Source organism: Acidobacterium sp. FHG110202_01 (assembly GCF_059115305.1).
This window is the reverse complement of record NZ_JBZYWJ010000003.1, coordinates 153,599-168,444: the sequence shown is the minus strand read 5'-3', so window position 1 is coordinate 168,444 and position 14,846 is coordinate 153,599. Positions and strand designations below refer to the sequence as shown.

At 57.6% G+C, this 14,846-nt stretch carries 13 protein-coding genes; 5 read left to right on the top strand and 8 right to left on the bottom strand.

What is annotated here, in order from left to right; all coding sequences use genetic code 11:
• Positions 1-28: 28 nt before the first annotated feature.
• The 5 genes from AC5S16_RS07010 to AC5S16_RS06990 all read right to left on the bottom strand — a co-directional run bounded on the left by AC5S16_RS07010 (position 29) and on the right by AC5S16_RS06990 (position 4,936).
• A complete protein-coding gene (locus AC5S16_RS07010) occupies positions 29-1,021 on the bottom strand; it encodes a zinc-dependent alcohol dehydrogenase family protein (protein WP_493929326.1) in 993 nt (330 codons plus the stop codon).
• A gap of 184 nt (positions 1,022-1,205) precedes the next feature.
• Positions 1,206-2,462 (bottom strand): aminopeptidase, encoded by a 1,257-nt coding sequence (locus AC5S16_RS07005; protein WP_493929325.1) that lies wholly within the window; start codon positions 2,460-2,462, stop codon positions 1,206-1,208.
• Between the two features lie 15 nt (positions 2,463-2,477).
• Complete coding sequence (gene prmC / locus AC5S16_RS07000; RefSeq protein WP_493929324.1) at positions 2,478-3,323, bottom strand: peptide chain release factor N(5)-glutamine methyltransferase; 846 nt, start codon at positions 3,321-3,323, stop codon at positions 2,478-2,480.
• Between the two features lie 75 nt (positions 3,324-3,398).
• On the bottom strand, positions 3,399-4,475 hold the full coding sequence (gene prfA, locus AC5S16_RS06995) for a peptide chain release factor 1 (protein ID WP_493929323.1): 1,077 nt from the start codon (positions 4,473-4,475) through the stop codon (positions 3,399-3,401).
• A 155-nt stretch (positions 4,476-4,630) separates the two neighbouring features.
• Positions 4,631-4,936, bottom strand: coding sequence for a hypothetical protein (locus AC5S16_RS06990; protein WP_493929322.1), 306 nt, complete (start codon positions 4,934-4,936; stop codon positions 4,631-4,633).
• 57 nt (positions 4,937-4,993) lie between these two features.
• Between AC5S16_RS06990 and AC5S16_RS06985 the strand changes: the two genes are divergently transcribed.
• Positions 4,994-6,823 carry an ATP-dependent DNA ligase gene (locus AC5S16_RS06985; protein ID WP_493929321.1) on the top strand — a complete coding sequence of 610 codons (1,830 nt, stop codon included), beginning with the start codon at positions 4,994-4,996 and terminating at the stop codon, positions 6,821-6,823.
• A 118-nt stretch (positions 6,824-6,941) separates the two neighbouring features.
• Here the strand turns inward: AC5S16_RS06985 and AC5S16_RS06980 are convergent, their stop codons facing one another.
• Both AC5S16_RS06980 and AC5S16_RS06975 read right to left on the bottom strand, forming a co-directional pair.
• Positions 6,942-7,841, bottom strand: a complete 900-nt coding sequence (locus AC5S16_RS06980; RefSeq protein WP_493929320.1) for a cation diffusion facilitator family transporter — start codon at positions 7,839-7,841, stop codon at positions 6,942-6,944.
• Positions 7,842-7,893: 52 nt separating this feature from the next.
• Positions 7,894-8,376, bottom strand: coding sequence for a hypothetical protein (locus AC5S16_RS06975; RefSeq protein ID WP_493929319.1), 483 nt, complete (start codon positions 8,374-8,376; stop codon positions 7,894-7,896).
• Between the two features lie 384 nt (positions 8,377-8,760).
• Here AC5S16_RS06975 and hslV point away from each other — a divergent pair, with 384 nt between their 5' ends.
• Together hslV and hslU are read left to right on the top strand one after the other, a co-directional pair.
• The gene (hslV, locus tag AC5S16_RS06970; protein ID WP_493929698.1) at positions 8,761-9,291 is read left to right on the top strand and encodes an ATP-dependent protease subunit HslV; all 531 of its coding nucleotides are present in this window, start codon (positions 8,761-8,763) and stop codon (positions 9,289-9,291) included.
• Positions 9,292-9,322: 31 nt separating this feature from the next.
• Complete coding sequence (gene hslU, locus AC5S16_RS06965) at positions 9,323-10,855, top strand: ATP-dependent protease ATPase subunit HslU (protein ID WP_493929318.1); 1,533 nt, start codon at positions 9,323-9,325, stop codon at positions 10,853-10,855.
• 160 nt (positions 10,856-11,015) lie between these two features.
• On the opposite strand, the gene AC5S16_RS06960 is transcribed toward hslU, so the two are convergent.
• A complete protein-coding gene (locus AC5S16_RS06960; protein WP_493929317.1) occupies positions 11,016-11,462 on the bottom strand; it encodes a YybH family protein in 447 nt (148 codons plus the stop codon).
• A 106-nt stretch (positions 11,463-11,568) separates the two neighbouring features.
• Between AC5S16_RS06960 and AC5S16_RS06955 the strand changes: the two genes are divergently transcribed.
• Together AC5S16_RS06955 and AC5S16_RS06950 are read left to right on the top strand one after the other, a co-directional pair.
• The gene (locus tag AC5S16_RS06955; protein WP_493929316.1) at positions 11,569-12,666 is read left to right on the top strand and encodes a bifunctional transcriptional activator/DNA repair enzyme AdaA; all 1,098 of its coding nucleotides are present in this window, start codon (positions 11,569-11,571) and stop codon (positions 12,664-12,666) included.
• A gap of 64 nt (positions 12,667-12,730) precedes the next feature.
• Positions 12,731-14,833, top strand: a complete 2,103-nt coding sequence (locus AC5S16_RS06950; RefSeq protein ID WP_493929315.1) for a molybdopterin-containing oxidoreductase family protein — start codon at positions 12,731-12,733, stop codon at positions 14,831-14,833.
• Positions 14,834-14,846: the final 13 nt, after the last annotated feature.

Genomic DNA, 14,846 nt, shown 5'->3' with positions numbered 1-14,846 from the left:
CGGGATGGGAATCCCAGCAAAGCTTCACTTACGGAACGGTAACCACGATCTTTCCTACCTGTGTGTTCGACTCAAGATACTTGTAGGCATCCACGATCCGCGCAAAAGGAAAAGTCTTCGCGATCTTCGGCTGGAAACGGCCATCGGCCAGGCGGTCATAGACGTACTTTTTCGCCATGGCCTGTTCTTCCGGGACGCGCGTAAATTCCATCAATGTATAGCCGCGAATGCTCAATCTCTTGCTCAGAGTGTTGAACAAAGGAAGCGGCGTCGGCTCGCCGGAGAGCGCGCCATATGCAAAGATGATGCCGCCGGGAGCTGCCGCTTCAACCAGTTTTTCGATGAATGGTCCGGCTACAGGATTGAAGGTGACCCGCGCGCCCTTGCCGCCAGTAATCTGCTGCACGCGGGCGACAAAGTCTTCTTCCTCGGTGGCAATCACATGATCGGCGCCAAGCGAAAGCAATTCGGCTTTCTTATCGCTCTTCCGCGTTGTGGCAATGGAAATTGCGCCCTCTGCTTTTGCGATCTCGATGGCGGCAACACCCACGCTGCTCGACGCCGCTGGAATCACAACGAAATCGCCTTTTGTCAGCTGGGCAATCCTGATCAGCGCTCCATACGCAGTGATGTACTGCATCCAGATTGCAGTGCCTTCTATCGGTGAAAGCTTCGCCGGATACTCGCCCAGGGCTGTTACCGGAACAATGACTTCTTCTCCCACCGTCCCATAGTCGTTGAGTGAGAAAGCCGGAATCGTCGAGACCTGCTTGCCGATCCAGCTCTTGTCTACATCGGGTCCGACAGTATCCACGATGCCGCTTGCCTCGTAACCAAGACTGGCTGGGAATTTGGGTTCATAGAGGTACTGCCCATGAAAGAACATGGACTCAGCGCGGTTCAGACCAATCGCCTGCACGCGCAGACGCACTTCGCCTTTGCCGGGTTCGGGTGAAGGCACTTCCACAAATTTCAGCACTTCAGGGCCGCCCCGCTTCTCGAAACGAACAATCTTCGGCATTCGAAATCACCTTGTGTTCGTTTGGATGGAAGGCTGGAGAATATGATTCGAAAAAAATCGAATAATGCGGCTTAGTATTTCGCGCTAACGATCCAGCGACCAACGGAAGCGGAGGAACGATGAAAAGAAATATGCACCAGCAATAAATGGCGCGCAGAGCGCGCGTCCGCTTGGACGGCAAGTCCTAGATCCACTCGCCCTGGCGCATCAGTGGCTCGGCAGCTCCCGATGCAGTGATGCCATCGATATCGAGCTTGTCGGACCCGATCATCCAGTCCACGTGGATGAGGCTGTCATTCGCGCCCTTGGAAGCAAGCTGTTCGGGGGTGAGCTTGTCGCCGTCGCGCAGGCACGAGCTGTAGGACTGCCCAAGGGCGATGTGGCATGCAGCATTCTCGTCAAACAGCGTATTCAGGAAAAGCAGGCCGCTCGCAGCAATGGGCGAGGAATGCGGCACCAGCGCCACTTCGCCCAGCCGGCGCGCACCCTTGTCGGTGTCGATCAGCTTCTGCAGAACTTCCTGCCCTTTCGTGGCCTTCGCTTCCACGATACGGCCTTTTTCAAAACGCACCTGGATGCCTTCGATCATCGTCCCCTGATGCGAGAGCGGCTTGGTTGCCGTCACTGTTCCGTCTGCGCGGTCCTTATGCGGAGTAGTGAAGACTTCCTCGGTGGGCATGTTGGGAATGCAGTAAAGGCCATTGCCTGCCTTCGTTCCGCCGCCCAGCCAGAGATGATCGTCAGCAAGACCAAGGCGGAAATCAGTTCCCGGCGCGCTATATTGCAGCGCAGCATAGCGCTTGTTGTTCAGATAATCGGCGCGCTTGTGCAGCGTTGCATCATGCGCCTTCCATGCCTCGACCGGATCGTCAGCATCGACGCGCGATGATTTGAAGATCGCATCCCACAGTTTTTCGAAGGCCACTTCTGAAGCATCGTTGGGAAACACTGCTGCTGCCCATGCCGGCGTCGCGCTGGCTACGATCGTCCAGTTGATGTCGTGCCGCGTAATCAGCTCGAGCGCGGGACGGTAGGCCTGCGAGACGGCACGGTTCGCGCGTCCAACTTTTTCCGGGTCCTCATTCGAGAGCAGCGACGGATTCGCGCCGGCAATCGCCAGCCGCGCTGCGCCGCTTTTGAAGGCCGCGCCCATTCCGTCATAGAGCCATGCAGGAGCGCGGTCGAAGCTCTCATCGGGAGCGAACTTATATCGCATGAGCGCAGCTTCGTCATCACTGAAGAGCGTGGTGACCAGTGAAGCGCCTGCGCGGTAGGCGTGCTCGGTGATGCGGCGCGCCAGCGCCAGCGAGTCGAGCGACGCGGTCATCACCAGTTCCTGTCCGCGTTCGAGTCCCAGTCCTACGCGGATGGCTACTTCGGCAAGGCGGTCGATTTTCTGTTCGTGCGTGAGCTGTTCGGCGGCGAGTGCTGCAGTGGTCATGCTCCAAGTGTATGCCTATCGCCGGGCGCACGCGACTCGCGGGATGCCCTGGAGGTCGTCGATAAAACTGACACGCCTCCAGCTGGAAAGAAGTTGCGTGATGGCATCCTGCTGGCCTTGTCCGATTTCCATCAACAGCCATCCGCCGGGCCTGAGCGCATCGCAGGCCTGAGGGATCAGGCGCTTATAAACATCGAGACCGGAGAGTCCGGCAAAGAGAGCGCCATCGGGCTCGTATTCGCGCACCTGCGGCTCAAGCGATACACGGTCAGCTTCCGCAACATAAGGAGGATTGGAGACGATGGCATCGAAAGTCTCTCCGGCAACCGCGCTTAACAGGTCGGATTCGAGAAAACGGATGCGCTCGGCAACATGATGGGTTTGTGCATTGCTGCGCGCAACCTCCAGCGCCGTGGAAGAAATATCAAGAGCTGTAATCTGCGCCTGCGGCAATGAAACAGCGAGAGCGATGGCGATGGCTCCCGAGCCTGTGCCTATGTCCGCAATCTTCAATGGGCTATCCTGCAGCACACGCGCCAGCAGGCCTTCAACGAGATGCTCTGTCTCCGGACGCGGGATCAACACTTCGGGTGTAACCGCAAAGTTAAGGCCAAAAAATTCCTGCTCACCAAGAATGTACTGGACCGGCTCATGCGCAGCGCGGCGGCGCAGCCAGCTTTCAAACATGACGGCCTGCTCGGCGGTCAGTATGGTGCTGGGATGCGTCAGCAGAAAGACGCGGTCACAGCCGAGAAGGCGCATCAGCAGCAACTCGGCATCGCGACGCGGCTGGGCGGAGATGCCTTCGAGCCTGCTCGCTCCTTCTGCTAACGCCTGCTTCAGATTAAGACTGCCGCGCATGAAAGAAGTAACTGCAGGTCCCTCCACTTCGCTACGCTCCGGTCGGGATGACAAATTGTTGCTGCCCATATGTTCTCAGGCAGCGGATGCGGTTTCGGCCTTCAGTCTTTCCGCGTTGAAGTGCGCGGTCAATGCGTCGATCACTGGCTGCAGCCTGCCTTCCATCATATCGGCGAGCTGGTGGATGGTCAGCCCGATGCGGTGATCGGTGAGGCGGTTCTGCGGGAAGTTGTAGGTACGGATCTTCTCGCTGCGGTCACCGGAGCCAACCTGCTGCTTGCGTTCCTTCGCCAGCGCCTCCTGCTGCTTCTCCATCTCCACTTCATAGAGACGGGCACGCAGCACGCGCATTGCTTTTTCGCGGTTTTTAATCTGCGATTTTTCGTCCTGGCAGCTCACGACGGTGTTTGTAGGAAGATGCGTGATGCGGACGGCAGAGTAGGTAGTGTTGACCGACTGCCCGCCCGGACCGGAGGAACAGAAAGTATCGATGCGAAGGTCCTTGGCTTCGATCTTTACGTCCACATCTTCGGCTTCGGGAAGCACGGCCACGGTGATGGCCGAAGTATGCACGCGGCCCTGCGTTTCCGTCGCCGGAACGCGCTGCACGCGATGCACGCCGCTCTCATATTTCAGCTGCGAATAAACGCGATCGCCTTCGATAATGGCGATAACTTCCTTTAATCCACCGACGGATGACTCGGAGCTGGAAAGCACCTCGACCTTCCAGCGATGCAGTTCGGCAAAGCGCGAGTACATGCGGAAGATTTCCGCTGCGAAGAGCGAGGCCTCATCGCCACCCGTACCGGCGCGAATTTCGAGGACGACGTTCTTCTCGTCGTTCGGGTCTTTCGGCAATAGCAAGAGCTTCAGGTCTTCTTCAATTTGGGGAAGGCGCTCTTCGAGCGTGACCAGCTCCTCATCGGCCATGGCGCGAATATCGGGGTCGCTCTCATTGAGCATGTTCCTTGCATCGCGGATGCCGGTCTTTACCTGCCTGTACTCGCGGTATTTTTCGACAACCGCTTCAAGCTCGCGATGCTGCTTCGCAATCTTCTGATACTTCTGCGGATCGGAAACGACATCGGGCGAAGCAAGCTGCGCTCCCAGCTCCTCGTAACGGGCTGCAATCTGGTCTAAACGTTCAAACATTGGATTTCTCCCGCGTTTTGCGGCTTATATGAAACATGAAACAGGGAAAATGGGCAGACGAATGTATCGGCGGCGGGAGCCGCTAGAGAAGAGCGCCGTTCATGGGAAGAAACAGCATCTCTTTTATTTTACTGCGAATCGATTTTGCGGTACAGCTACTTCAGCAACGATCCTGCCGGGCAGTTTTCGCGCCGCACCACGCCCTCTGAGTCAAGACGGTAGCGAAATGAACATTGCAGAGCCGAGCTGCCGCTCATTGCCCCCTGATACACATATATGGTCTTGTCCGAAGGATGGTAGATAAGCAGCGAACTGTCCATATGCGCCGCCTGCATCTGAAACTGAATCTCATCAGAAGCCGCATGAACAGTCTTCCCTTGCAATGACCACCCTAGAGCAAAGACGCCGCCTAAAGCCAGCACATCTCGAACTGCATTTCTCACCAGCGACCATGTATTCATTGCGCCCTCCAAGCACAGGACGCACCCAGGCGCTGATCTGCTCTATATTCGACAGACATGAGCGCTCGCTTTCATTCATTCGCCGAGCTGTGCCAGTCGCTTTCTGAGACGACTAAAAAGCTCGAAAAACGCGCGCTCATCTCGAACCACCTGAAAGGTTTGCAGGCTGAAGACGCCGGACGCGCAGCGCTCTATCTTTCTGGTCAGCCTTTTGCCGAGACAGACCGCCGCACGCTCAATGTCGGCGGCTCGCTGCTGTCCAAGGCCGTGGCGCAGCTTTCGGACGCCGACCGCAATACAATGTACGCCGCGTATCGCAGGAACGGCGACCTTGGAGCTGTGGCTTACGACCTGCTCCAGGCGCGGCAGAATGTAGAGCCTTCACTCACTCTTGAAGAGAGTGAACAGTCATTCGGAAAGATCGCGGCCGCCCGAGGTCCGGCAGCCAAGCTGCGCCTTGTGCTCGATCTGCTAGACAAAGCGACGCCCACTGAAGCGAAGTACCTCATCAAGCTCATCACCGGAGACATGCGCATCGGCGTGAAGCAAAGCCTGGTGGAAGAAGCTATCGCTTTCGCCAATGACGCAAAACCTGATCAAGTGCGGCGCGCGATGATGCTGACCGGCAGTCTGCCTGAAGTGACTGCGATGGCTATTTCTGGAACGCTCGATAAGGCGCAGATGCGGCTCTTTCATGCGCTGGGATTCATGCTGGCGAGCCCGGTTGCCACGATAGAAGAGGCCCTGGCACGTTTCACCGAAGAAGTTGCGGCCGAGCACCAGGGAGTATCAGAGGCTCTTCCGGAAGAGGAGCGCGTTCCGCATGATGGTGTCGCTGTCAGGCCATCGGAAGCTCTCCGCGACGCGCAGCTAGAAGACAAGTACGATGGAGTCCGGGCGCAACTCCACTGCGGCGATCCGGACGAGCTGGAGCGCGTCGCGCTCTTTTCGCGCAACCGCGAAGACATCAGCGAGAGCTTTCCTGAACTCATCGATGCCTTTGCGTCCATTCGTGAGCCGGCGATTCTCGACGGCGAGATCGTTGCCTGGAACCCGACGGACGAGCGCGCTCTGCCCTTCACATCTTTGCAGCAGCGTCTTGGACGCAAGCGCGTTTCCCGTGAGTTGCGCGAGCAGACACCAGTAGTGTTTGTGGCCTTCGATCTGCTCTATCGCAGCAAGGAGCTGCTGCTGGAGCGGCCTTTGCGCGAGCGCAGACAGGCGCTGGAAACATTTGTTTCGCGCTGTTCTGAAACTACCAGGCACGGAAAGCAGCGTGGGCAGACGCATCTCTTTGCCAGGAGCGATAGCGAATTTTCGAAGCTGGTGCTGGCTCCGGCAGTGCAGCTGCGCAGCGCCGAACAACTCGACCGCGCCTACACGGAAGCGCGCGAACGCGGCAATGAAGGCGTGATGCTGAAAGCCGTGCACAGCATCTATCAGCCGGGACGGCGCGGGTTGGCATGGCTCAAACTGAAGCGAGAGCTGGCGACTCTGGATGTGGTCGTGACCGGAGCTGAATATGGCCACGGCAGGCGTGTCGGAGTGTTAAGCGACTATACCTTTGCGATACGCGATGGCGAGGAGCTCAGAAACATTGGCAAGGCTTATTCCGGGCTGACTGATGCGGAGATCGATGAGCTTACAAAATTCTTCAGGCAGCACACACTTGAAGACAAGGGGCATTTTCGCGTGGTGGAACCGCTGATTGTTCTTGAAGTCGCCTTCAACAACATCATGCGTTCTACCCGGCATAACAGCGGTTTCGCGTTGCGTTTTCCGCGCATTCTGCGCATAAGAGACGATAAGCCGTTGAGCGAGATCGATACGATCGAGCGGGTGGAAGAGATTTACAATGCGCAGCCGGATAAGGCGGTAGAGAACTAAGGGTATCGCTTCCCACCCTTTCGCCCGCAAACTGCGCGAAAGAACGGGGCGCCCCTTGATGTGCAGCCGCCAAGAAAAGCAGATTCTTCGCTATGCTCAGGATGACAATCTTACGTACTCAGTGACTATGCCCATGGTGGGCGTGCATTTCCTCGATGACCATCACACAGCCGTGCGCGACTTCGCAGTCTACATTCTCGAATTGAATCGTGGTGTGGTCGATGTGGAAGCGCGCATGCAGCGTCGTCTTGATCTCCGCGAGAATACGGTTGCTTTCAGATGGCGGAATGTCGGCGATGGTCACATGGCTGGCGAGCGCGTGCGTTTGTGATCCCAGGCTCCAGACATGCAGATCGTGCACGTCTTCGACGCCGTCAATCACCTGCAGTGCCTCGCGAATGTCTGTAAGCGAAATGCCGCGCGGCGTGCCTTCGAGCAGGATGTTCAGCGTCTCGCGCACAATCGAAAGTGATGACCAGACGATAAGCGCAGCGATGGCCAGCGACAGTACAGGATCGATCCACGACTGGCCTGTCCAGAGAATGGCTGCGCCGCCTATGATGACCGTGGCGGTCGAAAGCGTGTCGCCCAGCATATGAATGAACGCGCTGCGCATATTGACGTCGGTATTCACACGTGACAGCAATGCGGCAATCACGCCGTTCATTAGTACGCCCGCGGCGGCAACAATCATCATCAAGCGCGGCTGCACAGGGACAGGCTCGCTGAGACGGTGCACTGCCTCAATCGCAATAAAGACCGCAATCACGATCAGCGACAGCGCATTCACGAAGCCGGCCAGCACACCCGCGCGCTGGTAGCCGAAGGTCTTTTGATCGGTCGCCGGACGGCCCTGAAAGTAGACGGCAACAAACGAGAGCAGCAGCGCCAGGGCATCGGAAACATTGTGTCCGGCCTCCGAGATCAGCGCCAGGGAGTGCGCGCGCAATCCGGCAATAAAGGTGATCGCCACATAAACGAGCGTCGCCGCCAGCGAAAAGCGAAGGACTCGCTGCATTTTGCCGGTGGGTGCGCCGTGGACATGCATAGATTCAGTTTATCGTGTTGCGTTACCGTGTTGCGCTCCGGGGGCGCTGCGGCTTGGGCATGGCGCGCCGCACCGGCACACCGCTGGCGGTGTTGCGCAGCCCGCTCCAGGTCTCGGCCACCACGATGCTGTTTTCTGGTTTGTGGGTGTCGTAGCGGACCGAGCAGGGAAAACCCAGGCGGCAGTCGTAAATATTCACGAGGTCACGTAGGGGTGTTACATCCTGCGAGCACTCATAAACAACGCCGCCAATCTCATATTTATAAAGAATGAGCTGCATGCCTGTGGGTCGACCGCTTTCTTCCGGGCTCAAGTCCGAGATATCGAGCAGCGTCCCGTCAATGATGCGTCCGGTGGTAACCAGATACGTGCGCCGCTCCCGCTCCATCTCATCCTCGCTGGGCTTCTTGCGCAGCATGAAATAAAGGGCCGCACCGCCCAGGCAAAGTCCGGCAACCGTCAGGGTTCCTATTACCTCGGGATCTCGCAGGGAAAAAGCATTCATCCGGGTTTCCGCTTCAATCCGCCTCTACGAGCAGAATATCCCAGATACAGGGCAGGATTCCTTACAGAAACCGTCTCTCGCAGGCTCTTTTTCATTACGGAACCTAAAAGGAGTCATTCGAATGAAGGCGGGAGTGCAGCAATATTTTTGTGCCAGCCGATGCCCAGGGCAGACGTATGCTGGTAGGCTTTCCAGGAAGGTTTTCCCACTCTATCCTTGAATATCCCTGCTTTCTCACATCCGCAGGAAGCTAAGGAATACCGCCTTCCTGCATCTTGAAATGTCTTATACTTAAAGCTGAACATGCCGAATCGAACGCCTTTTCCAGCCGCGGCTTCCCGTGGCTTTTCTCACTTAGAAAGCAAAGCGCAGAGTTCCCCGCGTATCCGGTCGACTACGGTTGTATGCGTACGGCGCGACTCGAGCGTGGTTATGGCCGCCGATGGTCAGGTCACTCTGGGTGAGTCGGTCATCAAGCATACGGCGAAGAAAATCCGCCGTCTCTATCAGGACAAGATCCTGGCGGGGTTTGCCGGATCGACTGCCGATGCTTTTTCGCTCTTCAGCCGTTTTGAAGCCAAGCTCGAGCAGTACGCCGGCAACCTTGGCCGCGCCTCAGTCGAGTTGGCCAAAGACTGGCGCACGGACAAGATGCTGCGCAGCCTCGAGGCTCTGCTGATTGTCTCCGACCCGCACCAGACCTTCCTGATCAGCGGATCGGGCGATGTGATTGAGCCCGATGAAGGTATAGCCGCTATCGGTAGCGGAGGCTCGTACGCGCTGGCTGCGGCCCGCGCTCTTTACCAGAACACGGAGCTGCCTGCGCGGGAGATCGCGGAGAAGTCGTTGCGTATTGCCGGACAGATCTGCATCTACACCAACGACCAGATCACCGTCGAAGAGTTGCACGCATAATCAGATAAGGCCCGCCCAAGGAGGCAGGCACATGGCCATCTATCTACCCGGAACCGCTGAAGACCAGGAACTCGCGCTCGAAGAGTTGACGCCGCGCGAAATCGTCGCTGAGCTGGACAAATATGTCGTCGGCCAGAAGGCCGCCAAGCGCGCTGTCGCCATTGCGCTGCGCAACCGCATGCGGCGCCAGAAGCTTACCCCCGATCTCGCCGAAGAGATCATGCCGAAGAACATCATCATGATCGGGCCGACGGGCGTGGGCAAGACTGAGATTGCACGGAGGCTCGCCAAGCTGACCAATTCTCCCTTCTTGAAGGTTGAGGCTTCGAAGTTCACCGAGGTCGGTTATGTGGGCCGCGATGTTGAATCCATGGTGCGAGACCTGGTCGAGATCGCCATCGACATGGTGCGCGAAGAGAAGCTCGAAGAGGTGGAAGACAAGGCCGAGCTGAACGCTGAAGAGCGCCTGCTCGACGTACTGCTCCCCCCTCCGGCACCTGCTCCGGCAGCTTCGCAGGCCACGCAGAATGAACAGGGCAGCAACACGCTTACGTTTCCTGCGCCAAGCAACGAGTCGCACCAGAGAACAAGAGAGAAGCTGCGCCAGCAGTTCCGCGAAGGCAAGCTCGATGAGCGCCTGGTCGAGATCGATGTGCGCGAACGCAATGCGCCGTCATTCGAGATCATCTCGAACCAGGGCGTCGAGGAGATGGATATCAACCTCAAGGATGTGCTGCCGAATATCTTTGGCCAGCGCACCAAGAAGCGCAAGATGAAGGTCGCCGAAGCCTTCGAATACCTGGTGCAGGAAGAGGAGGGCCGCCTCATCGATATGGACCAGGTCACGCGCACCGCTGTCGAGCGTGTCGAGAACTCGGGTATTGTTTTTTTGGATGAAATAGACAAGATTGCCGGACGTGAAGGCGGGCACGGGCCTGATGTCTCGCGCGAAGGAGTACAGCGCGATATTCTGCCGATTGTTGAAGGCACTACCGTCAACACGCGTTACGGTATGGTGCGTACGGACCATATCCTTTTCATTGCGGCTGGGGCCTTCCATGTCTCAAAGCCCAGCGACCTGATCCCTGAATTGCAGGGACGCTTCCCGATCCGTGTCGAGCTGCAGTCGCTTACCGTAGAAGACTTCATCCGCATCCTGACCGAACCCAAGTCGTCGCTTACCAAGCAGTACACGGCGCTGCTTGAAACCGAAGGGCTGAAGCTCGAATTCACTTCCGATGCCATTGAGGAGATGGCGCGCTTCGCCTTCCGCGTAAATGAGACGACAGAGAATATCGGCGCGCGCCGCCTGCATACCATCATGGAGCGCGTGCTCGATGAAATCAGCTTTCTTGCCCCGGACCTGATGAAGGTGGCAAAGAGCGAGAGCAACGTCATCGATATTGCTGCTGCGGCTGACAACGGTGCTACTGTGCCTTTGCCCATCGTGGAACGCGAGACGGCGTCCGGCACAGAGAAGGCTGCGGTTATCGGGGCGGAATATGTCCGGCAAATGGTGGCTTCGATTGTGAAGGATCAGGATTTGTCGCGGTATATTTTGTAGCGCTGTTTGTTCTTCTAAGAATTGTCATCCTGAGCGGAGGCTGATTTGCAGCCCCAGTCGAAGGAACTGCTTTTTTGCAAATTTCGTGCAGCTGCCAGTGAAAAGCAGATCCTGCCCCTTCACTCCGTTCAGGGGCAGGATAACAGCAAATGAAGGTTGGCTAGCTCGTGTGATCCAGAATGATCTTCCAACCCTCAGCCGTCTTTTCCCATACGAGCGAGAAAACGCCGCTGGCATCGCCTCCGCCGGATGTGCTGCGCGCCAGATGATACTTCCCAGTCACTACAGCGTGATCGGCTCCCAGCACGCGGACCTCTATGTCAGAGAAGTCGAGCTTACCCATCGCATCTTTCGTGGGATAGCTCTGCTTATAGCGCTCCAGCACCTGCCGCCAGCCGTGCCGCAAGGTCTTTCCCATGAATGTAGTATCCGGCGCATTCTTGTACCCCTGCATGAAGGCGTCGATGTCGCCCTGGTTCCAGGCAGCGGCCTGGTCGGCAATCACTTTGCGGATGCTACCCTCGACATCCTGCGCAAAAAGAAATCGTCCTGGCAGGAAGAGCAATCCAACCAGGCAGGCAAGAAGAATATGCTTTGAAGATCTCATGGTTTCCTCTGAATGAATGCCGCACCGGAACCAAAATTCCATGTTCAATTTCCGGTGGACGAAATTTTATTCGAGATGTGATCTATGAACGTACAGGAAAATTCCTATGGCAATCCAGGCAATCGCACAACCCGCTTCCACTGTTCTTTTTCCATTGCCGTCGCGTAAGGCGATGGAGCAGGCGTACCTTCGCAGCGACCCGAGCTATGACGGCATCTTCTATATCGCGGTCAAGACGACCGGAATATTTTGCCTGCCTTCGTGCAGGGCCAGAAAGCCAATGCCGGAGAACGTCGAGTTTTTTGCTTCGGTGAAAGAAGTGCTCTTTGCCGGATACCGCCCTTGCCTCCGTTGCCGGCCGATGGAACAGCAGGCTGGCACGCCTGATTGGATCCGCCGCGTCCTCGATGCGGTTGACGCGGAGCCAGGCCGTCGCTTCACCGATCAGGACTTGCGTGCTCTCGACAGCGACCCGGTGCGCGTGCGCCGCTATTTCGCAAAACACTTCGGCCTTACCTTCCAGGCCTACTGCCGCGGACGCCGTCTGAGCCGTGCCCTGGAAAGCATTCGCAAAGGAAGCACGCTCGACAATGCAGTTTTTGACGCAGGCTTTGCCTCGCACAGTGGCTTCCGCGAAAGCTTTGCCAATACCTTCGGGCAGCCTCCGGGAAAATATGACGCGATTGATCCGATTCGACTGGCGTGGATCGACACGCCGCTGGGGCCGATGGTCGCAGGCGCCCTCGAGAACGGCCTTTGCCTGCTTGAATTCACCGACCGGCGGATGCTCGAAACGGAGATGAGCTTTCTGCGCCGGCGCTTTTCTACAGCTACGGTTCCGGGAGAGTCTCCACACCACGCCGTACTACGTAAGGAGCTCGATGCCTACTTTGACGGAAAGAACAGGAGCTTCACGTCAAAATTTCTGCACATCGGCACGGACTTCGAGAGGCGCGTCTGGGAGCAGTTGGAGTGCATTCCTTATGGAACGACCGTTTCGTATGAAGAGCTCGCCGGGCGCGTCGGCAATCCCGGCGCAGTGCGCGCTGTGGGGCGCGCCAACGGCATGAATCGCCTCGCTATCGCAGTTCCGTGTCATCGAGTGATTGGGAAAGACGGCAATCTTACCGGCTACGGTGGGGGACTGTGGCGTAAGCGGTTGCTGCTGGAACTGGAACGCAGCGGGGAGGTTGATAGAGAGTAGTTTCCTCAGAGCCCGAGCCTGGTGATGGCTCGAAAAACGCACACAAGAGCCCTACAATCGAAATATGCCTCCGGCAAAGACTATTCACACTGTGTGCTCACATGACTGCCCTGACTCTTGCGGTGTTCTCGTCACTGTAGATGAGGTGGGCCGAGCGACGCGTGTGCAGGGCGACCCGAACCATCCGGTCACCCGTGGATTTCTCTGCGCCAAGGTGGCGAAGTATCTCGACCGAGTCTATTCTCCTGATCGTTTGCTTTACCCTCTTCGCCGCCGTGCCGGAGTCGCGAAGGGCTCGCTGCCGCAAGGGGAAGAAGCTGAAGCCTTCGAACGTATCTCATGGGACGAGGCGCTGGCTTCCATTGCCCAAAAGCTACAACAGATCAGCGACGAGCATGGGCCGGAATCGATCCTGCCGTATTCCTATGCTGGAACCATCGGCACACTCGGCTACGGCTCGATGGACCGCCGCTTTTTCCACCGCCTCGGCGCGTCGCAGCTCGACCGGACCATCTGCTCTACGGCTGGCGGAGACGCGCTTGTCTCCGTTTACGGACGCAAGCTGGGCACTGATCCCGAGTGCTTTCCCGACGCGCGCTACATTATCGCGTGGGGCGCGAACATCCACGGCAACAATATTCATCTGTGGCCGTTCATTGAAGAGGCGCGGCGCAATGGCGCGAAGCTGGTCGTCATCGATCCCTATAAAACGCGCACAGCGAAGCTGGCTGACTGGCACATCGCAATCAATCCGGGAACCGATACGGCGCTCGCGCTTGGACTGATGCATGTGATTCTGCGCGATGGTCTCGAAGATCGCGCCTACATCGCCGAAAAAACCCACGGCTTCGAATCGCTGAAGCAGCATGTCGAGAGTTACACACCAGATCGCGTTTCTGCATGGACGGGCTTGACACCCGAGGAAATTGTCCTTCTGGCGCGCGAATATGCGACCACGGCTCCGGCTGTCATCCGCATGAACTACGGTGTGCAGCGCAGCGAAAATGGTGGAGCTGCCGCACGCGCCATTGCCATGCTGCCTGCGCTCATCGGAGCATGGAAGCACAGGGGCGGAGGCTTCCAGCTTTCAACCAGCGGCGCCTTTTCCTGGGACAAAGTCACGATCGATCGCCCTGATCTGATGCTGACCAGCCCGCTCAAACGGCATGCGCGCGTCGTGAACATGTCGCTGCTCGGGCAGGCATTGACGGAACTGAACGATCCACCGGTAAAAGCGCTTTTCGTCTACAACTCGAATCCGGCAGCGGTTGCGCCGGACCAGTCGCAGATACTACGCGGCATGAGACGTCCGGATCTTTTTACCGTAGTTCACGAGCAGTTCTTCACCGACACAACCGACTACGCCGACATGGTGCTGCCAGCAACTACTTTCCTTGAGCACAAGGATGTGCAGGGCGCCTATGGCCATTACTATGTCCAGATTTCGAACCCTGCCATCGAGCCGCTGGGCGAGGCCTGGCCGAATGTGCGGCTTTTCTCGGAGTTAGCGCAGCGCATGGGATTCACCGAACCCTGCTTCCGCGACACTCCTGAAGAACTGATCGCTCAGGCTCTCGGCAAGCCCGGCCCATGGATGGAGGGGGTAACGGAAGCATCGCTCAATGCCGCGGGAGGCCATCAGCACCTGAAGTTTGAAGACGGTTTTCTCCCCTTTACTGCCGGGCCCTTCCTGACTCCCAGCGGCAAAGTGGAGTTCTATTCAGAGACGCTGGCGAAAAAAGGCGCAGACCCGCTGCCTGTGTTTCATCCTGCCACAGAGTCGCGCCACAACGCACCGCCTGAGTATCCGCTCGAATTCCTGCCCCGCAAGGCTGACAACTATATGAATTCGACCTTCGCCAACCTGCCCGGACACCGACGCATGGAGGCGGCCTTCACGAATTACCTGGAAATGCACGCCGACGATGCAGACACACGAGGCATCCAGGACGGTGACACGGTCGAAATATTCAACGGTCGTGGCCGTCTACGCATGACGGCTCATGTGAATGACAGTGTGCCTCGCGGCGCAGTCGCCAGCCGTCTCAATTGGAACAAACTCTCGCCCGATGGGCATAATGTGAACCTGCTCACCTCGCAGCGGCTGACGGATATCGGAGGCGGACCTACATTCTATTCCACGCTGGTTGAGGTGCGGAGGGTTTAGTCCAACTCTCGAC